Origin of the sequence: Halalkalibaculum roseum (assembly GCF_011059145.1) — a bacterium.
Lineage (GTDB): Bacteria > Bacteroidota > Rhodothermia > Balneolales > Balneolaceae > Halalkalibaculum > Halalkalibaculum roseum.
Map to the genome: position 1 here is coordinate 251,113 of NZ_JAALLT010000003.1, position 26,586 is coordinate 277,698.

At 43.7% G+C, this 26,586-nt stretch carries 21 protein-coding genes; 11 read left to right on the plus strand and 10 right to left on the minus strand.

The window, feature by feature from the left end; all coding sequences use genetic code 11:
• Window positions 1–6: 6 nt before the first annotated feature.
• Window positions 7–720, plus strand: coding sequence for a 3'-5' exonuclease family protein (locus G3570_RS09625; protein ID WP_165141719.1), 714 nt, complete (start codon window positions 7–9; stop codon window positions 718–720).
• 64 nt (window positions 721–784) lie between these two features.
• Here G3570_RS09625 and G3570_RS09630 read toward each other — a convergent pair whose 3' ends face one another.
• Together G3570_RS09630 and G3570_RS09635 are read right to left on the minus strand one after the other, a co-directional pair.
• Window positions 785–2,056 carry a glucose-1-phosphate adenylyltransferase gene (locus G3570_RS09630; protein ID WP_165141721.1) on the minus strand — a complete coding sequence of 424 codons (1,272 nt, stop codon included), beginning with the start codon at window positions 2,054–2,056 and terminating at the stop codon, window positions 785–787.
• Between the two features lie 12 nt (window positions 2,057–2,068).
• Entirely contained in the window at window positions 2,069–3,508 is a 1,440-nt protein-coding gene (locus G3570_RS09635) for a glycogen synthase (RefSeq protein WP_165141723.1), read from the minus strand.
• 291 nt (window positions 3,509–3,799) lie between these two features.
• Between G3570_RS09635 and G3570_RS09640 the strand changes: the two genes are divergently transcribed.
• The gene (locus tag G3570_RS09640) at window positions 3,800–4,726 is read left to right on the plus strand and encodes an ABC transporter ATP-binding protein (RefSeq protein WP_165141725.1); all 927 of its coding nucleotides are present in this window, start codon (window positions 3,800–3,802) and stop codon (window positions 4,724–4,726) included.
• Window positions 4,723–6,015, plus strand: a complete 1,293-nt coding sequence (locus tag G3570_RS09645; RefSeq protein WP_165141727.1) for an ABC transporter permease — start codon at window positions 4,723–4,725, stop codon at window positions 6,013–6,015. The genes G3570_RS09640 and G3570_RS09645 overlap by 4 nt, the downstream gene beginning before the upstream one ends.
• Before the next feature lie 127 nt (window positions 6,016–6,142).
• On the opposite strand, the gene G3570_RS09650 is transcribed toward G3570_RS09645, so the two are convergent.
• On the minus strand, window positions 6,143–8,467 hold the full coding sequence (locus tag G3570_RS09650) for a M1 family metallopeptidase (protein ID WP_165141729.1): 2,325 nt from the start codon (window positions 8,465–8,467) through the stop codon (window positions 6,143–6,145).
• A gap of 174 nt (window positions 8,468–8,641) precedes the next feature.
• Between G3570_RS09650 and G3570_RS09655 the strand changes: the two genes are divergently transcribed.
• On the plus strand, window positions 8,642–9,658 hold the full coding sequence (locus tag G3570_RS09655) for an alcohol dehydrogenase (protein WP_249066936.1): 1,017 nt from the start codon (window positions 8,642–8,644) through the stop codon (window positions 9,656–9,658).
• Between the two features lie 52 nt (window positions 9,659–9,710).
• Here the strand turns inward: G3570_RS09655 and G3570_RS09660 are convergent, their stop codons facing one another.
• Window positions 9,711–11,261: an MFS transporter gene (locus G3570_RS09660; RefSeq protein WP_165141731.1), complete on the minus strand. Its 1,551-nt coding sequence runs from the start codon at window positions 11,259–11,261 to the stop codon at window positions 9,711–9,713.
• A 222-nt stretch (window positions 11,262–11,483) separates the two neighbouring features.
• Between G3570_RS09660 and G3570_RS09665 the strand changes: the two genes are divergently transcribed.
• A complete protein-coding gene (locus G3570_RS09665; RefSeq protein WP_165141733.1) occupies window positions 11,484–12,539 on the plus strand; it encodes a VOC family protein in 1,056 nt (351 codons plus the stop codon).
• A gap of 17 nt (window positions 12,540–12,556) precedes the next feature.
• Here G3570_RS09665 and G3570_RS09670 read toward each other — a convergent pair whose 3' ends face one another.
• Window positions 12,557–13,900, minus strand: a complete 1,344-nt coding sequence (locus G3570_RS09670) for a 1-acyl-sn-glycerol-3-phosphate acyltransferase (protein ID WP_165141735.1) — start codon at window positions 13,898–13,900, stop codon at window positions 12,557–12,559.
• Between the two features lie 130 nt (window positions 13,901–14,030).
• Here G3570_RS09670 and G3570_RS09675 point away from each other — a divergent pair, with 130 nt between their 5' ends.
• Window positions 14,031–15,140 carry a sulfotransferase family protein gene (locus G3570_RS09675; RefSeq protein ID WP_165141737.1) on the plus strand — a complete coding sequence of 370 codons (1,110 nt, stop codon included), beginning with the start codon at window positions 14,031–14,033 and terminating at the stop codon, window positions 15,138–15,140.
• Window positions 15,141–15,263: 123 nt separating this feature from the next.
• Window positions 15,264–15,887: a sterol desaturase family protein gene (locus G3570_RS09680; RefSeq protein WP_165141739.1), complete on the plus strand. Its 624-nt coding sequence runs from the start codon at window positions 15,264–15,266 to the stop codon at window positions 15,885–15,887.
• 47 nt (window positions 15,888–15,934) lie between these two features.
• Here G3570_RS09680 and G3570_RS09685 read toward each other — a convergent pair whose 3' ends face one another.
• Window positions 15,935–16,702, minus strand: a complete 768-nt coding sequence (locus G3570_RS09685; protein WP_165141741.1) for an inositol monophosphatase family protein — start codon at window positions 16,700–16,702, stop codon at window positions 15,935–15,937.
• A 149-nt stretch (window positions 16,703–16,851) separates the two neighbouring features.
• Here G3570_RS09685 and G3570_RS09690 point away from each other — a divergent pair, with 149 nt between their 5' ends.
• Window positions 16,852–19,026, plus strand: a complete 2,175-nt coding sequence (locus tag G3570_RS09690; RefSeq protein WP_165141743.1) for a Tex family protein — start codon at window positions 16,852–16,854, stop codon at window positions 19,024–19,026.
• 908 nt (window positions 19,027–19,934) lie between these two features.
• Here G3570_RS09690 and G3570_RS09695 read toward each other — a convergent pair.
• Window positions 19,935–20,972: an aldo/keto reductase gene (locus tag G3570_RS09695; protein WP_165141745.1), complete on the minus strand. Its 1,038-nt coding sequence runs from the start codon at window positions 20,970–20,972 to the stop codon at window positions 19,935–19,937.
• A gap of 189 nt (window positions 20,973–21,161) precedes the next feature.
• On the opposite strand from G3570_RS09695, the gene G3570_RS09700 reads away from it, so the two are divergent.
• Both G3570_RS09700 and G3570_RS09705 read left to right on the plus strand, forming a co-directional pair.
• Entirely contained in the window at window positions 21,162–22,337 is a 1,176-nt protein-coding gene (locus tag G3570_RS09700; RefSeq protein ID WP_165141747.1) for an aspartate aminotransferase family protein, read from the plus strand.
• 106 nt (window positions 22,338–22,443) lie between these two features.
• On the plus strand, window positions 22,444–22,869 hold the full coding sequence (locus G3570_RS09705; protein ID WP_165141749.1) for a hypothetical protein: 426 nt from the start codon (window positions 22,444–22,446) through the stop codon (window positions 22,867–22,869).
• Between the two features lie 56 nt (window positions 22,870–22,925).
• Here G3570_RS09705 and G3570_RS09710 read toward each other — a convergent pair whose 3' ends face one another.
• Window positions 22,926–23,945 carry a threonine aldolase family protein gene (locus G3570_RS09710; protein ID WP_165141751.1) on the minus strand — a complete coding sequence of 340 codons (1,020 nt, stop codon included), beginning with the start codon at window positions 23,943–23,945 and terminating at the stop codon, window positions 22,926–22,928.
• Between the two features lie 5 nt (window positions 23,946–23,950).
• The gene (locus tag G3570_RS09715; protein ID WP_165141753.1) at window positions 23,951–24,940 is read right to left on the minus strand and encodes a threonine ammonia-lyase; all 990 of its coding nucleotides are present in this window, start codon (window positions 24,938–24,940) and stop codon (window positions 23,951–23,953) included.
• A 263-nt stretch (window positions 24,941–25,203) separates the two neighbouring features.
• Here G3570_RS09715 and G3570_RS09720 point away from each other — a divergent pair, with 263 nt between their 5' ends.
• Complete coding sequence (locus G3570_RS09720) at window positions 25,204–25,536, plus strand: hypothetical protein (protein WP_165141755.1); 333 nt, start codon at window positions 25,204–25,206, stop codon at window positions 25,534–25,536.
• A gap of 135 nt (window positions 25,537–25,671) precedes the next feature.
• Here the strand turns inward: G3570_RS09720 and G3570_RS09725 are convergent, their stop codons facing one another.
• Window positions 25,672–26,526 carry a 3-hydroxyacyl-CoA dehydrogenase family protein gene (locus G3570_RS09725; RefSeq protein ID WP_249066938.1) on the minus strand — a complete coding sequence of 285 codons (855 nt, stop codon included), beginning with the start codon at window positions 26,524–26,526 and terminating at the stop codon, window positions 25,672–25,674.
• Between the last annotated feature and the right edge of the window lie 60 nt (window positions 26,527–26,586).

Consider the following 26,586-nt stretch of genomic DNA (forward strand, 5'->3'; position numbering starts at 1 on the left):
TTCCCTATGTACTTTGTTTTTGATGTAGAAACTGTTCCCGATTTTGAATTTGTACGCTCTGTGATAACGGAACCCGAAAAAGAAAATGAAGCTCTCCTCCTTCAGGCGAGTGAGGAATTGGCACATAACAAGTCAGGTTTTCTACCACCCATGTATCATCGCATAGTTTCGTGGGTTGGCCTGTGGATTGAAAACAACGGTGTACCCAAACAGAAAGTCAGCTGGAATGGTGAGGATGAAAAAGAAGGGCTTGTAACATTATTTGACGCGCTGAGTACCTATAAGGATTTCGGACTCATACATCATAACGGACGCGGATTTGATCTTCCTCTGGTTACCTATCGGGCGATGAAGCATGGGTTGCAGATGCCCTCTCGCATGAATCATCGTGAGATTCGTTACCGGTACAGCAACCATAACGTTGACCTGCTCGATGAATTCAGCAACTATGGGGCAAGTTCATGGCCCAAATTGAAGCACCTGGGCTATTTGATCAATATCCCCTTTAAACAGACCGGCGAAGGCAACGAAGTGCTCACTATGTACAATGAAGGCAAGCTGGAGGAAATTGAGCACTACTGTTACGAAGATGTCATGGCTACCTATATTGTTTGGCTGCACCTGAAGTATACGGTAGGTGACATCTCCAAGGAATTGTTCGATAACCTGAATGAGCGTGCCATGAACAAGCTGAAGGAGATTCAGGACACGGATCACTGATTATCATTATTCCACAGATCCGACTGATTCTTGAGAGATTCGGTGTAATCACCTAAATCCGGGATCAGATTTTCGTACCGTCGGGTATAACCGCACCTTTGGGTATCACCACAATACCGTCCACAACGTGAAATTTCCCGTGATCACCTTCATCCAGATGATCCCCACCGGCTATACGAACATCATTCCCAATCCGGCAATTTTTATCAATGATAGTATTGCTGATGAAGCAGCGCTGCCCGATAGCCATGGCCGGGTGGTCTTCCGTACCGCTTTCAATTTCTTGCTGAGATTGAAAGTAATCATTACCCATGATGATGGAACGCTCAATAGTTGTTCCTTTACCGATGCGGGATCGTATACCGATTACTGACCTTTCGATGCGGCTGGCTTCGATGAGACATCCTTCTGCAAGTACCGAGTGATCAAAGGTACTTCCCGAAAGTTTCGAAGCCGGAAGCATCCGGGCCCGGGTAAAGATGAAGTCTTCGTTGTCATACAGGTTAAATCGAGGCAGATCATCGCTCAGTTCGATATTTGCCTCAAAAAATGATTTCACTGTACCGATATCGGTCCAGTACCCGTCAAATTCATAGCTGGATACTTTGAAATCCCTGTTGATCGCTTCCGGTATAATCTCTTTACCGAAATCTGTGGCATCAGGGTGATTGTCAAAAAGTTCATGGAGGGTGTCTTTATTGAAAATATAGATACCCATGGAGGCCAGATAATGTCTGCCGTCACTGGTGAACTTAGCCGGCATATCAGATTTCCATTTATCCAGCTCATCCATAGAAGGTTTTTCAACAAAGTTTTCAATAAAACCTTCTTTATTGGTCTTCATAATGCCGAATCCGGTAGCATCTTCTGCAGCCACCGGTATGGTAGCTACCGTAAGGTCGGCATTACTGTCTTCATGCTGCTTCAACATTTTGCGGTAATCCATCTGGTAAAGCTGATCACCGGAAAGTATCAGCACATGTTCGTGTCGATGGTTTTCCATATGGTGCAACGACTGACGAACGGCATCGGCTGTGCCCTGGTACCAGTTTTTACTCTTCGGTGTCTGCTCAGCAGCCAGAATGTCAACAAAGCCGCGACTGAACACATCGAAATTGTAGGTGTTTTTGATGTGCCTGTTCAGTGAGGCAGAATTAAATTGGGTAAGCACGTAAATTCGACGAACTCCTGAATTAAGACAGTTGGAAATGGGAATATCGACTAATCGGTATTTACCTGCTATAGGAACAGCCGGCTTCGAACGTTCTTTGGTAAGCGGATATAGCCGGGTTCCCTGCCCGCCTCCTAATATTACTGCAATCGTCGAATTTCTCATACTTTCTACCCCTTAATTAATTGTTATTTGATTATACATCTTAATGTACTCACTTGCAGATGCATTCCACGAAAAATCCAGCTCCATGACTTTTTTCTGTATGCCGCTCATAATTTTAGGCTGTCCATAAATGCTTATTGCACGCCAAACAGCTTCGGCAGCCTCATAGAAGTCAAAATGCTGAAACTTTATTCCGTAACCTCCCTCCTCATCAAGGTCTTTAACGGTATCTTTTAAGCCCCCGATGTTTCGGACAATAGGTATGGTACCGTAGCGCATACAGTACATCTGATTAAGTCCACACGGTTCCACTCGGGAGGGCATGATCATAAAATCACTCCCGGCATAAATTAGATGCGCCAACTTCTCATTGTAATCAAGAGCAGCATCAAAATAACCCACATACTGATTGCTCATCTTCTTGAACTGCTCATGCAAAGCCGGATCTCCGGTACCAAGTACCACAAAATTAACACTGTGCTGGGAACTCAGGTAATTCCGGAATAGATTAGGCAGTAAATCGGCACCCTTTTCATAGGCCAGCCTCCCGATATAAGATATGGTTGGATATTGAGGATCAAGGCCAAACCGCTTGCATAATTTCTTTTTATTGGATGCCTTCCCAGCCTTTCGGGTTCTCACATCATAATGACGATCCAGATAAGTATCCGTTTTGGGATTCCAAACATCCGTATCTATACCGTTTACTATGCCACGTGACTTTGCCCTCTCATTTCTGAACAGAGGTTCGAGCCCATTGCTATGTTCACATAGTTCATCCATGTACGATTTCGAAACCGTGCTTATCTGCCACGCACATTTGAGTCCGGCAGCCATACAGTTCAGTTTACCGTTCCAATCCAGCATCCCTGCATTTCCCCTGTTAAAATCGGGTATCAGCCGGTCATTCCACCTGTCATAGGCTCCATGGTATTGCCCGTTGTGAACCGTGAAAACCGTAGGTATCCTTTTCAGTTCATCATAACGAAAACACTGCGTCATCATAAACGGCGCAAGACCTGAATGATGATCGTGGCAATGCACAATATCAGGTTTTTTTTTCATGTCTTTGATCCAGTCTAGAGCAGCTATCTGGAATCCCAGAAAACGTTCAAACTCGTCCCAGTAACCCGAACCGGAGTGGGGATCGGTATAGATGCCCGGCCGATCCAGCAGGCCCGGAATATCAACCACATATAGCGGAAAGCCCAAGCTGTCATCTTTTTCGCGTTGAATGCTGTAAAATATTTTGCCCGTATCCATGGGAGCATCACCCTCAAATACCGTTTTAAATTCATGGTTTTCAGTCCACTCATTCCGGTATTTGGGCATTACCACGGAAGCTTTTACACCCTCTTCAATTAAATACTTTGGCAGTGATCCGACTACATCAGCCAATCCCCCTACCTTGGCAACCGGGTAACATTCAGCGCTTAAATGAATTACATGCATTCGTTTAGGTCTATGGTTGAACAGTATAGGTTACACGAGTAACCAATTTGTTAACACGAAGTAATTAAAACTTTATGCTTGTGTCAAAGTCTTTCTTAATCAAGCAGTTCTATAGATTTCCCACGGTCATATAGCAGCCGTTATTAGATATCAACTCTACAAAAATTAACCGTACCAAGCGTAATGCTTCACTTTTAAAAATTCTCTTAAGATCAAACAAACTTATTTCAAAACCTTTGTTTGTTGGATCGAAACTTATATGTTCAGATGAATTTAAATCAACAGAACACTATGGCGGTAATAGAAGTAAAAAATATTGACAAATCCTTCGGCAACACACATGCCGTTAATAATGTCAGTTTTGAAGTTACCAAGGGAAAAATATTCGGTTTGCTCGGGCCAAACGGCGCGGGTAAAACGACCGCTATTCGAATCATCAACCACATCATTATTGCCGATTCCGGCACCATTACCATCAACGGAATGGAGGTCAGCCCCGAGACGCAAAGCATGATTGGCTATATGCCGGAAGAGCGGGGTCTTTATAAAAAGATGAAGGTTGGAGAGCAGCTGATATACCTTGCCCAGCTAAAAGGCATGGACCATGGAAAAGCAAAAGAAGCGATCCAATACTGGCTGGATCGTTTCGAAGCGGCTGACTGGTATAACAAGGAGGTGGGAGAACTTTCAAAAGGTATGTCACAAAAAATTCAGTTTATTGCCACTATCGCCCACGATCCTGATATCTATATTTTTGATGAGCCCTTTAGCGGACTGGATCCAATAAACAGTGAAATGCTAAAAGATATTGTCATTGATCTTCGGGACCAGGGAAAAACCATTCTATTCTCTACACACAGAATGGAGCAGGTTGAACAGATGTGCGATGAGATATGTCTATTTAACAAAGGGCGCGCCGTATTGAAAGGTGATCTGAGGGATATAAAAAAGTCATTCGGAAAAAATACCATAAATATCGAATTCCAGGGGGATGCAAGTTTCTTGGATCAGCTTGAAAATGTGAGGATTAACAATCGCTCTACCAACTATGCCGAAATTCGAGTTTTGAACGGCGAAAACATGCAGGATATTCTGAAAAAAGCTATGGAGCATAGCGAGATATACAAATTTGAACGCGTGGAACCCTCGTTAACTGAAATATTTATTTCCACAGTGGGAGAAGACAATATCAACCCAAAAGAACTGGCCTTAAAATGAATTTGCGACAAATAGTACTGGTATTAAAACGGGAATACCTTACCCGCATTAAGAGTAAAGCTTTTATTCTGCTGACCATACTCTTGCCTTTGGGAATGGTAGCATTCATTGGCATAGGAATCGGTATTGCCCTCTGGGATACCGAGACAACGCACAATATCGGCATTGTAGACGAAACAGAGGTCATCTTCCCCCGGCTAGAGCAGGCCAATGAAGAGCGATATTTGAATGTGTCTGACACTCCTATCGATACGTTGCGTAATATGGTGATCAATCAGGAGATGGAAGGCTACATCATCATCTCTAAAGAAAATATTGAATCAGATAAGAATGCCGAACTGGTCTATGGCGGGTCCGGAGGAATCAATCTGCTGAACAGCATACGTTCCGACCTGCGGGACGCCATCAGGGAAGAACGTTTAGATAGGGCGAACGTATCCGAAACGGTAAAAGATATATATGCCAGTCGTGCGGGTCTGGATACCCGAAAACTGACCAAAGAAGGAATTGAAACCGAAGATGATGCCGGTTTCAGGACCGTGATAGGAATGGTTATGGGTGTTATCATTTTCGGAATATTGCTGGGCTACGGCGGTTGGTTGACGCGAAGTGTCATCGAGGAAAAAACAAGCCGTATCATTGAAGTCATAGCTTCCTCGGTAAAACCTATAGAACTGCTGATTGGAAAAATCCTCGGAGTGGGTGCTCTTGCCGTGACTCAAATTGGAATCTGGGTGATTGCCGGAATAGGACTCAGCGCAGCTGCAGCCCCAATAGCCGCCATGTTTGTCGGTTCACAGATGTCACAAATTGATGCGGAAGCTGCAGAAGTGGCTGCTAACCCTGCCATGTTTGAGATACCTTCTATAGAAGCCTCACTGATTTTCTATTTCGTACTCTTCTTTGTTCTGGGATACTTTATTTACTCTTCGCTTTTTGCTGCCATCGGTTCCGCCGTTGACTCAGAAACCGATACCCAGCAGTTTATGTTTCCGGTGATGATTCCGATCATGATTTCCTATTTCATTCTCTTTCGACTGGTGGAGGCACCCGATTCCAGCCTGGCTGTAATCAGCTCCATGGTGCCATTCTTCTCCCCTATACTGATGGTATCACGCATCGCCATTACGGATGTCCCATTCTGGCAAATTGGCTTATCTGTAATATTGATGATCGGTACGTTCTTTGCCACCATTTGGCTGAGTGCCAAAATTTACAGCGTAGGTATCCTGAGTTACGGAAAAAGTGCCAGCTTCAAAGAACTCTGGAAGTGGGTTAAACAAGGATAGAATAGACGATATATAGGTTTAGTAAACTTTAAAAGTTTACTAAACCTGAGAGGGAATTAAACTCGTCAACCCGCTCCGCATTCATTAGAGCATGTTACTCTTATACTTAGAACTCAGTACTCAAGACTCATGACTCACGACTCAATATGCTTTCCATAGCCTTAAACACGCGCTGATCATATTCGTCCTGAATCACACTTTCAAGCAGTTCGCGGTAATCCAGTCCGGTAATTTTCGGGAGTCCGTTCACCGTGATATAGCGGATCCTCGGATCGGAATCCGATAGCATCTCTTTGGTTCTCACTTCCCAATCGGCGGGAGCATGGTCATGCTGAAGAAGAATTTTGAGAGCAGCAGAACGGACTTTGAAATCATAAACATCAGAGATATAAAATTCAGCCTGTCTAACGGCCCTATCAATGCTACCCCTGTTGGCAAGCTCCTGGATGGCAAAAATTGCTTTGTGACCCGCAGTATCTGCGCTTACCATATTTGATACAAAGCTCTCAAAAGCATTTGAATCACTAACCGATGAGTAAATTCGGGTAGCATTTTTGTAAAACTTCAGGCTGTCTGCTTCAAGGGCATAATCTCTGACCCGCTGTTGAACCGTCTCACTATCAGGGTAGTTCTGCAGTACCGAGAGGGCAGCCTCCCTTATATCCCTGTTTTCGTTTTGGAGGGCTTCGAGGAATACCTGCTCGGTTCCACTGGCTCCTCCTGCTATCTCCCCGAAAGATCTCAACAAGGCTGCCTTTACCCGTGGATCCAACTCCCTGTTCATAAAGTCCTTGATTGCCAGCTGCAGATCCGGATCATCGGAATGATAACCCAGTTTTTCGGCCGCTTCAATTCTCTCCTCAACCGATGCGGCATTGCGCAGTTGATATATCAAGAATGAGGCCGGCTTATACTGTTCAAGTATTAGGTTGGATCGGTCACCGGTTGTTATCGAAACGTTTTCAACAAGGGCAGGTACATTTATAGTGACCGAATCACGTGCCCCGGTAAAAGTAACCTGCGAGGTATCCACAGCATTGGCACTTACCTGAACAAGAGGTAGGGTAACCAATTCCTCATACCCTCCTTGCAGTGCTTCAAATGTAAGCTTTATATTGTCGGTATTTTGAGTATAGTCTACGCGATAAATAACAGTATCTGACTCCATTGATTCGGTGACACTATTACCGGAACCTTCCATTTTAAGTTCAAATACCGGCTGTCCCGTTTTTTGGTACCAAAACTCTCCATAGTCGCTGAAATCGTAGACTCCTTCACCCCAAGCTAATACCGAAGGCAGGTTTTCTTCAATCGTATCTAAGAAATTCTTCTCCAGGTTATCATAATTGCCCTGAAAGGTATTCCAGATCGAAGGGCCAAAAGTATCATAAACGCTTGAAGGCTTCTCAGAAGGGATATCCTCATAAGAAAGCCTGATGGTTGAATCTTGTAATCGGTAATGAAGGGCTGTCTGTAGCAGGTTTACGGCATTGGCATTTGCCCATTGCTCTTCCCGCTGGTAAACACCGAACCATTGACCATAAATGCCCCTTCTCAATTGTGCTTGAAGATTGCCGCCGTTCTCATGGATAAAAATCACAGAGGCGCCCCAGGTTTTTGTTTCCCAAAAATGATCCTGAAGCATCACGATATTGAGTCGTTCATAGGGATATTTCATGCCAATCTGCTCCTCGGTACGTTTAAGAATCTGAGCTGCTTCCTGTAATAGTGTTTTTCGCTCTGCAGCTGACCATAGGCCGCTCTCGGCATTCAGGTTTATTTTCTTAACCCCGAATGAGGTTTCATTCCTTTCCAATCTACCGACAGCGAATGTTAGGGAAGTAGTCGGAATTTCATTCCTGGTTTTAAAGACATACCTGACTTGCTCCACATCCAAAATTTCCTCTTCAAGCTTTACACCGTTAGCAACAGCTTGATAACCGGAAGGTACCGTCAACGATAGCGTACTGTTAAATGTAACCCTGGGATGATCAATAGTGGGGAACCAGTGTTTGTGGGATTGAGGCAATAGGGAGGTCCAAACCGTTCCCAAATCATTACTTAAAATTCCAAATTTCGGTATGGTACTATAATCAACGGTCAAACTGTAAGTCTTGCCCGGTAATGTACTGTCAGGAAGTTGAATAAACAGTGAATCATTATTCAAAGTAAATGAGGCTTCTGCATCATTAATACTAACGGAAGCTATATCCATGTGCGCTGCCTGCAGTACCAGTGAATCAACACCTCCTATATTAGCACTCAATTCATAGGCAGCGGTACCCTTTATACCATTGTTCTCAGGATCGATCGTTAAATCAAGATTTAGCTGAGAAAAATTGAAATTTAGTTTAGGGTATTTTTCAAAGTCAAAATCCTGTGCTTGTAATGGAGATATGAATAGTAAAAGTAAAAATAATAAAGCCAGTGGCAATCGCCCGGTTCTTTTCATGCTAATCTATTTCTGAAAGGTTACTAATTCTATCGATAGTCAATCTAAAATAAGAATCACAGGCTCACACAAAAAGTTTTTACTGCAAATTTGTAAACATGTAAATGTTTGCTGACATATTTCTGTTGAACATAATCAAAGTGATCTGTTTAACCTTAAACTATATTAGTTGACATGGCAAAAATGAACGCGATGCAGGTAACCGAAGCAGGAGGCGATTTCAAACCTGTGGAGTTGGATATACCTGAACCCAAAAATGACGAAATTCTTATTAAAGTTGAAGCATGCGGAATCTGTCACAGTGATGCTTTTGTAAAAGAAGGAACCATGCCGGGTATTGAATACCCCCGCGTTCCCGGACACGAGGTAATCGGTATCATTGAATCTGTTGGAGAAGATGTTAGTAAATGGGAAAAAGGCCAACGTGTAGGTGTAGGCTGGCATGGAGGACATTGCCATGAGTGTGAATCCTGCCGAAAAGGTGACTTTATAAATTGTGAAAATGCCAAGATAACCGGAATTAGCTTTGACGGAGGTTATGCCGAATATATGACGGCACCGGAAACAGCAGTAGCCGGAGTACCCGAATCGCTTTCATCTGCAGAAGCTGCACCGCTGCTGTGTGCGGGCATTACCACGTTTAATGCTCTTCGAAACAGCAATCTTCAACCCGGTGACCTGGTAGCAGTTCAAGGTATCGGAGGACTAGGACACTTGGGAGTACAGTATGCTCATAAATTCGGGTGTGAAGTGGCTGCACTTTCCCGCGGAACAGATAAAAAGAAATTGGCTGAAGAACTAGGGGCTGATCACTATATCGATACGGATGCTACCGATGCTTCCGAAGAACTTCAGAAGCTCGGCGGTGCCAAAGTAATTTTGGCAACAGCCCCCAATAGTAAAGCTATATCATCCGTAGTGGATGGTTTGTCGGTCGACGGTACGCTGATGGTTGTTGGAGCAGTTGCAGAACCTATGGAAATCAGTCCTTTTCAACTCATTATGGGTAGAAAATCTGTCAAGGGCTGGCCAAGCGGTACTGCCAAAGACTCTGAGGACACACTTGACTTCAGTGCTCTTACAGATATCACTCCAAAAATTGAAACCTATCCTCTTGAAAAAGCTAACGAAGCGTACGAACGAATGATAAACAACGAAGCCAGATTTCGAGTCGTTTTAGAGGTGGGATAACTATCCTGTAAGCATATTGCCGGGCACCTTAAGATTTGGGTGTCCGGTTTTTTTATACCGCCCTATTTTGCCTTATTAAATCTGCGCTTTCCGGTTTGTAACTCACCATCAACCCGGCGCATACAGCACCCATTAGCACAAGGCCCGCCGAAATAAACATCACTGTTTGAAAACTAATCAAAAATGACTGCTTGATAGTATTCTGCAGGGTGTTTTTCATTTCAGATGGTACATGATCCGGCACACTGGCTGTTGCTAAATTCGCTTTTTCCTGCATTAGTTGTTGTTGAATAGTCTGAGGAACATCGTTCTGCTGCATCGTGACCGACAGTTCATTGCCAAACAGAGTTATGGCAAGTGCACCCAAAAGTGCCACTGAAAGCATGCCTGAAAGTCTTGCAACTGCTTTGTTAACTCCCGATGCCGATCCGGCATCGCTTTTATCTACCGAACTCATTACAGTGGTATTCATTGGTGCAAAACTCACAGCAACTCCCAGTCCCATTAGGGAGATTCCCGGGAAAAAACAGAACCAATAATTACTACCGGTACCGTAAAGTCCCAAAAGCAGAAAACCAAGACTGGTAATAATGGGGCCGGCCATTAACATTGGCCGCGCGCCAAAGCGAACTATCATTCCACCCGACCAGCGTGAGAGTCCCCCCACCAGTAGTGGAAACGGGATAAAGGCTGCTCCTGCCGCTGTAGCAGAGTATCCCTGAACCTGAATAAGGTTAAAAGGAAGCAGAAAGAACACTCCTGCCAGGGAAAAATAAAAAAACAGGGTCACCAGATTTGCACCGCTGAAACTCATGGATCGGAACATGCCGAGCCTAACCATAGGATTCTCAATATTCTTCTCCAGCCATATAAAAGCACAGAAGATTATAATCCCTAACCCACCGGTTATGAGCACCACCGGGTTGTATATTCCAAATTCTGATGCCTCGATCAAACCGTAGCAAATCAGTCCCAGACCCAACGTAGCCAGCAACGCTCCTTTCCAGTCGGGTTGCCCTTCATTTGCTTTGACTTTGCTCTCAGGTACCCGGAAATAGAGTATGGCGAGAGCAGCAATTGCCATGGGTACACTGATAAGAAAAATAAATCTCCAAGAAAACTGATCAACCAATATCCCTCCCATTAGAGGTCCGGTAGCCGTTGCAAGTGCTGTGAAGCCCGACCACGTGCCTATAGCTTTTCCCCGCTGTTCTTTTTCATAAAGATCCGTAATGATAGCTAGGCTGCCGGGGATCATCATGGCGCCTCCTATGGCCTGTCCTCCCCTGGCTATGATAAGCTGAATCACATCCGGAGCCAACCCGCACCAAACCGTTGAGAGCAAAAATACAAAAACGCCCAGTCCGAATACCCTCTTTCTTCCGTAGTAGTCACCGGCTGATCCCCCGGTTAGTATCAACGTTCCGAGAATAAAGGTGTATATACTTACCACCCATTGCATGTCGGCAACAGTGGCATCGAGAGATGATTGAATAGCGGGTAGAGCTACATTGACTACGGATCCATTAATAAAAGCCATTCCTGAGCCAATGATCGTAGCCGCCAACGCCCATTTTTTTTCGGTACTGCTGATTTCTGACATATATAAGTCTAAAATTCTTCCAAATCACGAAAGTACTGCATAGCCTTTACCAAAACAAAGAAAATTAGCAAATAACCGGGATCCATTTAATCCATACTAAAATTGGAGATGCAGTTCAGAAATTATATTATTTACCCAATATTTTATAAATCTGTCTGATACTGTAACCTACGGTCGGAATTCCCGATCTCGAATTGTTGATATCATTCAAAAAGTATTTTCATGGAAAAAATCATCAGTGGTATACAGCAAATAGGTATTGGTACTCCAAATGAAAAAAAAGCCTTTGAGTGGTATAGAAAACACTTGGGAATGGATATCTGTGTCTTCCAGGATTCGGCGGAAGCTTCATTGATGTCGGGGTATACCGGGGATAAAGTACAAAGCCGTTCAGCCACCCTGGCAATGAATTTACAAGGCGGAGGCGGACTTGAAGTGTGGCAATATACGAGCAGAAATACCGAACCTCCCTCCTTCAATGTTCAGCTTGGAGATTTAGGCGTCTATGGAACCCGTATTAAATGCAAAAATCTGAAGCAGACCTATGAATTTTTAAAATCCCGGGATGTGAGGATTGTAAACGGAATTGAAAAGGATCCTTCCGGTTCGCCTCATTTTTTTGTTAAGGATCCCCACGGTTTGGTAATTCAAATGGTGACCGGTAATTCCTGGTTCTCCAACGGCAGTCACCACTCGGGTGGTATAGCAGGCTGTATGATTGGCGTATCTGATATCGATCGATCGATGGAGCTCTATCATGATATTCTCGAATATGATGAGATTGAATACGATGTCACCGGCGTTTTCGATGATTTGAAAGGATTGGATGGCAGTGATCAAAAAATCAGACGTGTGCTCCTAAGCCATAGCCAACCGCGCAAAGGCTCGTTCAGCCAATTGTTAGGCCCCAGCAAGATTGAACTTATTCAGACTTTTGACAGGGAACCGCGCAGAATTTTCGGCGACCGCTATTGGGGGGACCTAGGCTATATCCACCTCTGTTTTGATGTCAAAGGCATGGACCAGCTGAAGAAGGAGTGCAACGCAAAAGGTTTCAAATTTACCGTTGACAGTAAGAATTCCTTCGATATGGGGGAAGCAGCAGGTAGATTCAGTTATATCGAGGATCCCGACGGCACCCTGATCGAATTTGTTGAAACTCACAAAATTCCCATTTGGGAAAATGTTGGCTGGTACCTGGATGTAAAGAATAAGCCACCTGAGAAACCCATCCCCAAATGGATGCTTCAGTTTCTGAGATTGAGCAGGGTTAAATAACCACTAATTGAGATTTATCAGCTTATTCCCAGGCTGGAGAATAGTCTGCGCTTCAGCTCTTCAAATCTGTTTTTGTTGTCAACTGACATAAACTTCAGCTTAAGCTGTTGCCTCCACTCTTTCCATTTTTCATGTAGCTTCAAGCTGATTATACCTGATAAGGGTAGGGACATAAAATAGCCTAAGGTCCAAAATAGACTTCCTGAAAAAGCCTGGACCAATAAACTCTGCAGGATATAAATGACTGGAAAGGCAAGCAGTCCCATAGCCATCCGGGCTGAATTGATAAACTGGGTGTCATCTATCCTGTCCGCCATTTTGTGGATCAGGTTCCAAGGGATAATATTGTTAACCCAGCCATACAGAAAGAACGGAAGCATAACTACAAAACCGAGACCTCCAACTAGCAATTTTAGGGATGAGAAGATTGCTGCTAACGAGCAACTGCTGTCGAGCTTCTTCTCCTCAAGAAATTCACGAATTTGCTCAATAGTTTGTACCAGTTGTTCAGATGTCTCATCGCCTCTTTTTAGCACAGCCTCTAACTTTGAAACTATTTCTTTCTCAAATTTCAATTCATCGAGACTATATTTCTGATGAGAGGTAAAATTGTGAGTCATATTTTTTGTCAGCCGAATGGTATCCTCGATTAAATCATACCGCCCATCCAGCTGAATATCCACGGTAATTTCCTTTACCCGCTGCTCTACCTCGGAGGTGAGTTCAGCAAAAGCTGCGGCTTCATGCTGCCGATAGGACTCTTCATAATCTGCCAGTGAAACCGGTTCCCCGTATCGAACGTGTATGCCGCCCCTGGCTTCGGTACTCTTTCGATAATTAATTCCCACCGGTACAATCAAAATATCCAGATCAAAGTCATTTACCGTCTCGGCACCGAATGCGATACGTGCCAGTCCTTTTTTAAACCGCCTAACCTTTTTTATCGGAAAACAATTACCCTCGGGATGAATCAGCAAGTTTCTGTTTTTTGACAAAATGTAGTGGCAATCTTTAAATACAGACTGATTCCGTTTTTTGATATCAACCTTGTCTTTTGGACGATATACGGGCATCATATGAAACGAAGTCAATACCCAATCGATGAATTTATTGTTGCCAAAAGCATCGGCCCGAACTAATGGGTAGATAAACCGGTCATTTACATATCGGGCAGGTAAAATAAGGCAAAGCGCATCAGTAAAAGCACTTTGGTGAGATGCGGCAAAGATGATTGGCTTTTCCCAGTTAAGATGTTCTTTGCCTGAGTAGGTTACTGACTTATGATAAAAGTCGAACCACACCTTGACTACCGGCCGCACCCAAAAGTGAGTGAATGTCCAGTCTCTTATTGTGACATTCATATCCTTATACCAGTTCCTCATTCAATGATTCAAAAGTTGTGAACAATTAACTATAATAGAAGCTTCTTAACAACCGCTTATTTGAGGTTGGCACACAGAACATTAAACAGCAACGGCGATCACTTCGAAAATGTACAACCGAAGGCACCCTATTCATAACCTGACAATACAACTCAGGAAGAACCGGGCATTTTCAAAAGAAAATCTTCCTAAAATTGCCCTCTTTTACTTTAAACTACTGCTGCAGGAGCCGTTGCGAATTCTGGAGGAGGTTAATTATGCCCATGCCATTGATGACCACCGCTTTGTAAAAGATCCGATATTTATTATCGGCCACTGGCGCAGCGGGACCAGTTTTTTGCAATACCTACTGGGCCAAGATGATCAGTTTGGATATATAAATAAATTTCAGGTCGTATTTCCTGACATTTTTCTTTATTCGGAATCTTTTTTAAAACCATTTATCAGCAAAATCCCCGAGACATTCAATCTCACACAGGATGCCCAAGATATGTCTATAGACTTGGATTTGGATAGCCCGAGTGAGATTGAAATTGCATTGAGTACAATGATCTCTCCTGCAAGCTTGCATTGGGGACATATCTTCCCTCAAAAAGCCCGGCGATATTTTGACAAATTTTTGTTCTTGGAAAATACCGGTGAATCGGAATTAAATAGGTTGAAGCGGGACTACAATCATCTGATAAAAAAGATTTCCCTGGATAATGAAGGAAAACAGCTCATCATAAAGAGTCCCGGCAATGCAGCACGCATCCCTTTTTTGCTGGACCTATATCCAAATGCCAAATTTATTTTTATTCACCGGAATCCCTACGACACCTTTTACTCCAGCAAAAAGCTATGGCATACCCTGCTGGATAATCTGGCCCTTCAGCCAATGAGCAAGAAACAAATGGAGGATGAGATTATCAGAACCTACCAAAAACTCATGACCTCATACCTGCAACAGCGTGAACTGTTACCGGAAGGTCAACTGGTAGAATTGCGCTTTAACCAATTCATTGGCGATCCCGTAAATAAGCTTGCCAAGGTATACGAGGCTCTGACCCTTGATGGTTATCAATCGGCAGAGGGTAAATTTAATCAGTTTCTGGAACAAAAAACCAAAGGCAAATCCAGCAGTTACCGGTATGAAGATAGAATTCTGGATCGTATCAATTCAAAGTGGGATTTTGCTTTTAGGGAGTGGGGATATGACAAGATTGGCTGCGTTAACTAAGCAATTCTAGCGAAAAAGTTCATGGAACATTTCCAAAAATGGTGCCGTTTTAGTATTGTATAAATCCAAGAGTTGGTTAATTTTATCATCATAAAGTGGTTTCAAACAAAATAGGCAATAGCTATGCACAGAGAAATAAAGAATGAGGGACAAGGTGCGATTTTTGAGAACTCATTTCTGGAACCTTTAACAAAATCGCCACCTTATATTTCAGCTACGATTTACACGATTACCGTGATAGCATTACTGGTTATAGGCTATCAAATGGAGGTAGTTGACAGTTTTTGGACAGGAGCCTCCATTTATTTAGGAGCCATATTTTTCTGGACCTTTTTTGAATACTTTGCTCACCGGTATCTGTTTCACATTGATGAATATTTCCCTAAATCTGATTTTGCTCAAAAGCTGGCCTACACTTTCCATGGCATTCATCATGAATATCCCAGGGACAAAGAGCGAATCATTATGCCTCCGGTTCCCGGTCTCATGATTGTAGGACTACTCTACCTGTTTTTCTTACTGGTACTCGGTGATTACGCGTATCTGTTCATGCCGGGATTTGTAACAGGGTATTTATTATACACCCGCATCCACTATAAAACACACACAACACCCGTTCCCTCCTATTTGAAATCACAATATCGCCATCACTCTCTGCACCACTATAAATACCCGGAAAAAGCTTTCGGTATCTCTACCACTCTTTGGGATAGAATTTTCGGTACAATGCCTCCCGAAGAAAGTTAAGCCGAATAGATCTGATTTTTTTAAAAGGCGCCACACCGGCGCCTTTTTTATTTTAATACCTCAAGAACCTCCGGCAAAAGATCCTTGCCGCAAGAAAGTCCGTTTCCGGCCTCTATAGTTTCCACTCCTGTAACATCACAAAAGACACCTCCGGCTTCTTTCAAAATCGGCAACAAAGGAGCAGCATCCCAAATATTAAGAATGGGATCGAACATCAAATCGGCACGACCGGTAGCGACCAGCATATGACCGTAAGCATCTCCCCATGTTCTATTTATCCACGTCCTCTTAAGGAGTTCCTGGAAGGGTGCTGCAAAACCTTGTTCTGCCGATGTTGTGGCATCGGTTGACAGAAAAGTGGCCTCAGAAAGCTTGGCACAAGATCTTACCTTACATGGTTCGCCGTTCAACCGAGCTCCTAAGTTTTTGGTTGCCTCACAGATCTCTTCCAAAGCGGGTGCGTATATCACTCCAATCACAGGTTCGTTCTCAACCTGAACCCCAACCAGTGTCGTGTAAAGAGGCACTCCGTGTATAAATGATTTTGTTCCGTCAATAGGATCCAGAATCCACTGCACCGTGCTTTCCTCATTATCAGTCCCATATTCTTCGCCCACTATGCCGTGATCCGGAAACAGTCGCTGGATCTCTTCTCGCATGATTTCTTCAGCTTGCCGATCCGCTTTGGTTACCGGAGAATCGTCACTTTTCCGCTCCACCTCTATGGACTCTCCAAAATATTTTAGCGTATGATCACCGCCCTTTCTGGCTATCGCTATAGCGGCATCGTGCATCTTATTAATATCGAAATCCATGTGTGAATATTCTTTTAAGTGTTTATTTTTGGAGGCTCCCTAAAATAGGATGCAATACCTGAATGTACCGATCTTTGTTCCTGATAGTAAATAAAATTCAGGCTGGCGGCTTCAAACATCCAACAATACAAATCTAACCAGAATTAAGAATGACCGAATCACAGATCTTCAAACTCATTGCCTCAGAATTAAATCTCAAATCCAAACAGGTAATCAGTGTTGCAGAGTTTCTTGACGATGGTGCCACAGTACCATTTTTAGCAAGATATCGGCAGGAAGCAACCGGCGGACTGAATGAGGAAGAGATTCGTGATGTACGTGACAAACTCGAATTTCATCGTACGCTCGAAGATCGAAAGAAAACCATTCTTAAATCAATTGAAGAGCAGGACAAGTTAACCCCGGAACTTGAGGATAAAATACGTTCCTGTGCTGATCTCAAAACACTTGAGGACCTCTATCTGCCCTACAAGCCCAAACGGAAAACCAAGGGTGACATGGCAAAAGAAAAAGGACTTGAACCGCTGGCTGATTTGATTTGGAAGCAACAGACCATTGAGGGTAATCCACAAAATTATGCCCGAAATTTCGTTGATAAGGAAGGGGATGTGCCTACGCCGGAGAGCGCCATGGAAGGGGCCCTGCACATAGTAGCAGAATGGATTAACGAGTCTGTTGAGGTCAGGGACACATTAAGGAATATTTTTGAGGAGCATGCAGTAATAAGGACCGAAAAAAATCCCGCCGTTAAGGAGCGAACCAATTTTGAAGACTATTACGATTACAGCAACAAAGCAAAATATCTGAAACCGCACCAGATACTGGCCATCAATCGAGGCGAACGGGAAAATATTCTTTTCGTAAATGTGGAACTTTGGGATGAAATAACTCTTGAGCAGATAGATGACGTTGTAATTGAAGATGAACGAAGTATCTTCACCCCGCAATTGCAGGATGCGGTAGAAGATGCTTACAAGCGATTGCTCTTCCCATCTCTTGAGCGAGAACTTCGTAATGAGCTTACTGAAAAAGCTGACGAACATGCCATCGAGACCTTCGCTACTAATCTGGCAAACTTACTCATGCAGCCTCCTCTCGACGACAAAATCGTAATGGGCATCGATCCCGCTTTCCGAACAGGCTGCAAGATTGCTGTAGTTGACGAAACTGGAAAGTATCTGGAGGGAACAACCGTCTATCCAACCCCTCCCCAGAACAAACAGGAAGAAGCCGCAAAAGTCATCAATAAACTGATCGACCAATACCGGGTAGAACTGATCGCCATTGGTAATGGTACAGCAAGCCGGGAGACCGAACAGTTTATTGCAGAACTGATACAGAACCGAAAGAAGTCAGGAGATAAAAAGGAACTGAATTATATGATCGTCAATGAAGCCGGTGCCTCGGTCTATTCGGCATCAAAAGTTGCCAGGGAAGAGTTTCCTGACCTGGAAGCCGCCCAGCGTGGCAATATCTCTATTGCGCGCCGGGTTTTGGATCCACTGGCCGAATTGGTGAAGATCGATCCCAAATCCATCGGAGTCGGACTCTACCAGCACGATGTTAATCAAAACCGACTGTCACAAAAACTGGATGATGTGGTAGAGAGCTGCGTTAACCAGGTGGGTGTAAACCTGAATACCGCAAGTGCTCCGCTTCTATCTCATATATCGGGGCTGACTAAAAGAGTAGCCACAAATATCATAAAGAGAAGGGAAGAGCATGGAAAATTCAAGAAACGTGATCAGATAAGAGAGATCGACGGTGTCGGTGATTTTCGGTTTCAACAGGCTGCCGGATTTATGCGCATACCGGAATCATCAAACCCACTGGATAATACTGCCATCCATCCCGAGAGTTACGAAGCCGCTGAAAAGTTATGCAATCTTTTTAATATCAATTTGGAAAAGCTTGGTACAGAACGTGAAAAAATTGAGAATGTTTTTGAGGGGATTGACAAAGAAGTGATAGCCCAGCAGATAGGCGTTGGGGTTCCGACTTTGGAATTGATCATTGAGAATCTACAGAAACCCGGCAGAGACCCAAGAGAAAATCTCCAGAAACCGATGCTTCGCCAGGACATCATGAAGATGGAAGATCTTAGTATCGGACAAGTTCTGGAAGGAACCGTTCGCAATGTTGTTGACTTCGGTGCCTTTATCGATATTGGAGTCAAACAAGACGGGCTGCTGCACATATCGAACATGGCAGATCGAAGAGTAGAAGACCCCCATGAAATTCTTTCGGTTGGTGATATTTTAACACTTAAAATCGTTTCACTGGATCTGGAAAGAGGACGGATAGGTCTTTCATTGGAAGACTAAAAGCCGGACCAAGGGTAGGAAGTAATGTTCCATATTTTTACCAATAAGGGCTGTCGGTACTGAGCAATTATTCGATAGGAATCCAAGGATTTTATTCCCACCAGTCCAATCATTAGCCACTTCATCCTGAACGAAAAACAGTAGTTCAGGATGATTATTTCTCATCACAAAAGCATTCATCAGTAATAACCAGTGATTTTTTATTAATTATTACATTAAATATTTATTCTAATTAATTGGGCGACATGTATTTATAATTTTTATAATTTGTATTGCCAAATTGTCTATTGATGTAAAAAGAGTCCATACTTAAATAATTAAGGCAACAATTACTCTCAGCTTTCACCAAGCATCAGGCGTCAAAACATTTCCATAAGTTACATGTTTCCAATGATTTAAAAGCTTTGAGAAATAACAGATCGATACCTTCTACTTTTATGTATTATCCGATTGCCTAATTTATTTAGGTAGAGCACAGAAGGGGTCGAAAGTACATGGAAACGATTGAGATAACGAATTCTTATAACCCCATGGCAGGCATATTTTTATAAGTTTTCAGGAGCAAAATATAGTCAGCTTGACAATTTAAAAATACGCTATATCAGGTAACTTTAGACTATGGAACCGCCAGATTCTGTAGTGATCCTCCTAAGTTATTGATGGGCATCAAATTAATACCTGACTCACCCCTGCATTCAATTTTTTAAGTGCTAACTCTGACAAAAAGCCAGTGTCATACCTGTTAGTACTTCCTTGCAAATTATACTCTACAATTTTCGTTTTTTAACTTGATATAATTCATAAAGAAGAGTCCGACACCTTTGAGATGCCGGACTTTTTTCTGATGGATTGTTATCAATAAAATAGCGCGATGACGGATCGCTAAATTCGATTGATTAAGTTTATATCTAAGCGAAGTCTTCTTCACCATTCATTCGCTTGACCATCCACTGCGGATAGATCTCCTTTGGCTTGGTGACTTCTGCAATCTTTGCAAACTCTTCATCGGATAGCTCAACCTCGGCAGCGCCCAGATTGTCTTCCAGCTGAGACATTTTCTTTGCCCCGATGATGACAGAGGTTACCCCCTTTTTATGCAACAACCATGATAGCGCTACCTGGGGAATACTGGTTCCTTTGGCTTCAGCTATTTCGTCCATTACCTCCACCACGTCATAAGCCATCTCTTTATCGATAGGCGGGAAATCAAAATCCTTTCGCCGTGATCCTTCCGGTGCTTCTTTATCGCGACGGTATTTACCTGTTAGGAAGCCGCCCGCAAGCGGTGACCAAGGCAAGACTCCCAGTCCCTCTTCCCTGCACAATGGAAGCAACTCATATTCCAGATCACGTCCCGCTACCGAGTAATAAGCCTGAAGAGACGAAAAGCTTGCCCAGCCATTAGCCCTGGAAAGTTCTATGGATTTGGAGAGTTGACGCACACTTAGATTGGAACATCCGATATAGTGGACCTTACCCTGACGAACCAGATCATTCAGAGCTGCCAGCGTCTCTTCAATGGGGGTTTCGTTATCCACCCCATGAATCTGATACAGATCGATATAATCTGTGCCAAGGCGATCTAGACTGGCTTCAACAGATTCCATGATGTGTTTGCGGGATAAGCCTACATTATTGACGTCGCCTGTTCCTTCAGCCGCTTCTTCGCTCATGGCTCCGCGAACCTTGGTAGCAATCACAGCCTGTTCGCGTGGTATTTCCAGATCTTTTAAAGCTTTACCCAAAATCTTTTCCGATTCTCCCCAGGAGTATACATCTGCCGTATCAAAAAAGTTGACGCCTGCTTCCCAGGATTTCTTTACAATCTTGTTGGCCAAGGTCTGATTTACCTCACCTATGTTATAGAAGGTCGACCCAAAGGTCATCGTACCCAGGCATATCTCTGAAACTTTCAGTCCGGTATTGCCTAATCTTCGGTATTCCATATTTTCTATGACGATGTTTATCTTTGCCTTTCGAATTGTGTCTGGAATAACGTATAATTTTGGGCTTACGTTTAGTTCACTTGGTGAACGCACCCCCTACCCGGGTAGGTTATTGCGATGCAAGAATTACAAAGATTTTCCTGTGTATAAATTAGTTTTGACCTTCAAATCCGCACTATAATTATTTTCATGGATATAAAGGAAACGATCAACCGCTTCCATCTAGATGTATATAACCGATTTCCCATTACCCTTGTGAAAGGTAGAGGAGCAACGGTTTGGGACCGTGAAGGCAGGGAATATATTGATGCCCTTGCCGGAATTGCAGTCAATAGCCTTGGGCACTGTCATCCAAAGGTAGTGAAGGCAATTCAGGAGCAGGCTTCCCAGCTCATGCATATTTCTAATTTCTATTACAGTGAGCCCCAGTCTCGTCTCGTCGAGCTTCTGGCTGATATAGGAAACATGGACCGGGTTTTCCTCTGTAACAGTGGTGCTGAAGCTATGGAAGCTTGCCTGAAAACAGCCCGAAAGTTTGGTCAGAAATATCAAAAGAAAGGACCCTTGATTACGGTAAGTAATGCATTCCATGGCAGAACTATGGCGACTATATCTATGGGCATGGATAAATATGCTAAAGGCTACGATCCATTACTGAGTGGATTTAATGAAGTCCCCTTGAATGATGTCAAGGCTCTGGAAGCGGCATTCGATGAAGATACATTGGGCGTGGTACTTGAACCCATTCAGGGCTCAGGTGGTTTGCATATAGCCTCAGCTGAATTCATGGAAAAGATACAGGAACTCTGTGACAAACATGAAGCGCTCTTCATTGTAGATGAAGTTCAGACCGGCATGGGTAGAACAGGCCGGATGTTTGGATACGACCATTTCAAGGTTAAACCTGATATTGTTGCTATTGCTAAAGCAATGGGGGGAGGATTCCCCATCGGGGCCATGCTTTGCCGGCAAAAAGTCGCCGATGTCATGCATCACGGAGATCACGGTAGTACCTATGGTGGGAATCCCCTGGCCTGTGCGGCGTCCCACGCTGCTATCAAAGCCCTATTGGAGGAGAATCTTCAGCAAGAGGCACAGATAAAAGGTGAATATCTTATGGATCTCCTGAAGGATAAATTTAAACACTCAGACAAAGTAACAGATATAAGAGGTAAGGGACTTATGGTCGGTGTTGAATTGAGTTTTAACGGTCGTCCCGTCGTGGAGCGAATGCTCGAAAATGGTGTTTTGTCCAATTGTACCCACGGAAATGTTATGCGTTTAGTACCGCCGCTGGTAATAACCGAAGAAGAGCTCAACAACCTGGCAGATGTGTTAGAAGAGGCTATTAATACCACCCAATAAAATTCCTCAAATATCGTTACTTTACCTTGATATTTGGTGTAATACCTATAACTGTAATTAAATTTTGAGTTTGGCCATATCCGACACATACCGAACAGCAATGATAATGGCTGCTATTTGCTCTTTTATCCTTGTTCCTGCTCTCCTGGCTCAAGCTCAGCAGGCCGACTCCACGAAGAGGACGTTTTTCCTCAGGCCCGAAACAAACTCACTCAAGGCAGAGCCTCATAGCGAACGATCCATTGGAAGTTATACACTACCGGAAAGTGGTGTTTTTGGAGTACCCGAGGAGACCGAGTATTATGTCATTCCATTTAAAGGGCAAGAATATCTGGATATGGCTGTAGAAGCTTTACGCGAAGAACAGCGGGACAAACTTGGGCTCAACTGGTTATTTCGATTTTTAAATGCCATATCTCCCTATGTCAATAACCAATTCCAATTTGGAGTCTATCGCATCAATGACATGCCTGTTGTGGCAAGAGATAACCCCCTATTCCAGTCACACAACAGTCGCGAGGAGAGAAATTAAGTGTCCTTTGCCTACAGATCTTTACTTATAGACCAATTTAAAGATTGCTGAACTTGTTAGTCAAATAGCGCCTCCATTGCCTCGCTTACCATTTTCAATTCAGAATCACCAATCTCAAAATGAAATGTTGCACGAATGGTATTTGATCCAAAGGGCACCATATGAATTCCTTTCTTCTCAAGTAATTTTAGTGTTGAGTCTACTTCCCCACTATTGACTTCAAAAATAACAATATTCGTCTCTACAGTATCAGGATCAATAGCCAGTTTTCTGCAATTTGAAATGGTATAGGCCAGCTCTTTTGCCCTGCGGTGGTCTTCTTTCAATAGTGGTAAATGATGTTTTATAGCATAATCAGCAGCAGCGGCAAGCATACCTACCTGACGCATACCCCCTCCCAGCATTTTGCGAAAGCGTCGGGCTTTGTCTATTCGTTTTCTGGATGATAAAAGCATGGATCCGACCGGCGCACCCAGTCCCTTACTGAAACTCACCGTTATGGTATCGGCAACGGTACCATAAAATTCAGGGGCAGTTTGTGTAGCCGTCATGGCATTCCAGAGGCGAGCACCGTCAAGATGTACAGAGAGACCCAGTTCTTTTGCCGTATTTGACATAACCCGGAGATCGCTTTCCGAATAACAGGTACCCCCTCCTTTATTGGTGGCATTTTCGAGAACAATTACAGAAGGTTTCGGCTCCCAGTCTTGTCCTGAACGCATCGCCTCTTTTATCAGATCGGGAGTTAGCTTACCCTTTGTTCCTCTAAGCGGATTCAGTTGCACTGATGATATGAGAGAAGCCGCAGCCGTTTCATAATTGAATATGTGTCCCTTGTAGTCTATTAAGACTTCATCCCCGGCACTGCAGAGCAATTTCAAAGCGAGTTGATTACTCATGACACCGCTTGGCACAAACAGACCCGATTCCATACCAAACATGGATGATACTTTTTCCTGCAAGCGATTGACGGTCGGATCTTCCCCAAACACATCATCCCCTACCTCTGCCTGCACCATAGCTTTTCGCATCTCCTCGGTAGGTTTCGTTACGGTATCACTTCTAAGATCAATCATAGAACTCATTGTTTGTGCTTTGTGATATTATCGTAAAAGGTTTGAAGATCTATATTGCTGCCACAGACGATAATGCCCACTCGCTTATCTTTTAGCTTTTCGTGAAGCGGGTAACGCAGAGCTGCAGTAGCCGAGGCACCGGCCGGTTCTACAGCCAATTTCATTTCCAGAAACATCAGTTCCATGGTTTGCGACATCTGTTCATCAGAAACTTTGACTATCTCATCAACAAATCGTTTGGCCAGTCCAAAACTGTAGGGTGCTGCATGTGGAGCACCAAGGCTGTCGGCCATAGTATCAACTTTATCAATTTCTTCGGGCTTACCCGCTGCAAAACTTTTTGACATGGAGTCGGCCCCCTCCGGTTCAACGCCATACACCTTACACTCAGGCTGCATTTGCTTTACGGCAGCAGCAATACCTGCAATCAGTCCGCCTCCGCCAATCGGTACAATCACCGCGTCCATATCTTGAACCTGTTCGCATAATTCCAGTCCCACTGTTGCAGTACCCAGTGCTGTCAGCGGACCTTCAAAGGGATGGATAAAACTTCTTCCCTCCTCCTCTTCAATTTGTCGCACCTTATCAAAAGCCTGGTGGACATCATCTACAAGAATAACTTCAGCTCCATAGGACTTGCAACGTTCTACACGTGATGGATTTGCCGATTTTGGCATAACCACTTTAGCAGAGGTATCTACGGTTTTTGCGGCGTAAGCAACGGCAATAGCATGGTTACCGGCGCTCACGGCAGTCACTCCCCGCTTGAGCTCCTCCACATCTAGATCCAACATATTGAGGAGAGCACCGCGTGGCTTGAAACTGCCCCCGTATTGAAAGAGTTCTAGTTTCAAAAATAGCTCAGTTTTCTCACCGAATATCCGAGATGATTCATCACCTTTCCACTGCCATACCGGCGTGTGACGAACCTTGTCTCCCAATTTTTTACGCGCCGAACGGATTTCATCTGTAGTTGGAAATTCAATAGAACTCATAATGAATCATTTTTTGATTAGGCAAGATTATAAAAAAGGCAACAGCCATATGGAAATGCAATATAGAGAACATGAAGAGGGCTCTTTGTTAATACTTATAACAATTTCTTCACCTTGATAATACCCAATATGCCGCATTAATCTCAGAAGTGACACGCTTACTGCACTTACATGCACCCTGAAATTAAATACTCCAGTTGTTATACTGGTTTTTGAACTGTTGAATGGGACGATCAGGGAGTATTAAGAAAAGACGGGACCAGATGAATAGCCCTAAAAGTGAAAATGAGCTTAAGATTGACAAGAGTACCCACAAACCGGTACCCACCACTAAAGAGCGCATCAAATATGCCCTAACTTCTGTCCTGTTAGGCTTTCTCTTGGTACAAATTATTGGATTCTGGATGTTTCCAGGTCCCGGACTAGGCGGTATTTATATGTTCTCCTCCGCCCATCACCTGGTCAACTCTGTGGGCAGTATAACCACTGTAATCATAACCGCTTTTCTGGCTATCTGTTTGGTTGCAGGATGGTTTCAGGGTAAATATTTCATCGACCGTTTGAAAGGGTATGTCAACTTTTGGAAGTTTTGGTGATTTGCAATCTCCGGCTACCACGCTGAATTTGTACTTTGATAACTTCAACACATAAAAAAGGCGACTCTCTTTCTGAGCCGCCCTTTAATGATCCCAATAATTCACTAATTGGAAAATTTTCAAATTTACGGTTAATCAATCATACTCAAAGAAGCCTTCTCCGGTTTTATCTCCCAGCTTTCCGGCATCGACCATTTTTACAAGAAGCGGACAAGGTCGGTATTTGGGATCTTTGAACCCTTCGTACAACACATTCATGATATCCAGGCATACATCCAGGCCGATGAAGTCAGCTAGTCGCAACGGTCCCATAGGATGTGCCATGCCCAGCTTCATTACCGAATCCACATCTTCGGGCTCGGCCACGCCTTCATGCACACAGTATATCGCCTCGTTGATCATTGGCATCAACACACGATTGGATACAAAACCGGGATAATCTTCCACCGGTATAGGTGTTTTATCCAGAAGACGTGCTGTTTCTTCGATGGTTTCGTAAGTCTCTTCGCTGGTCTCAAAGCCTTTCACAATCTCAACCAGCTTCATCACCGGTACGGGATTAAAGAAGTGCATCCCGATAAATTGTTCGGGTCGTGAAGTGGCCGCTGCGATTTTGGTAATGGAAATGGAAGAAGTGTTGGTAGCTAGTATGGTTCGTTCCGGTGCGGCTTCATCAACCTTGGAGAATACCTTCTTTTTAAGCTCAAAATTCTCCGGAACCGCTTCCACGACCAAATCAACATCCTTAACCGCATCTTCCACAGAAGTAAAAGTGGTAATGCTCTCAAGAGTTTCCACTTTTTCAGTGGCATCAATTTTCTCTTTCTTTACCATCCGGTCGAGATTCTTTTCTATAGTCGAAAGGGCTTTTTCTGCTAATTCCTCGCTCATTTCTACCAGGTTGACCGGAATTCCGTTCATTGCAAAGACGTGCGTGATGCCGTTGCCCATGGTACCGCCACCTATCACTGCTACTTTTTTAATATCCATAAATATGTTGAACTCTTTGGTTTCGGTTAACGCTAAACTTTTTTCTAGTCGTTGAGAGTA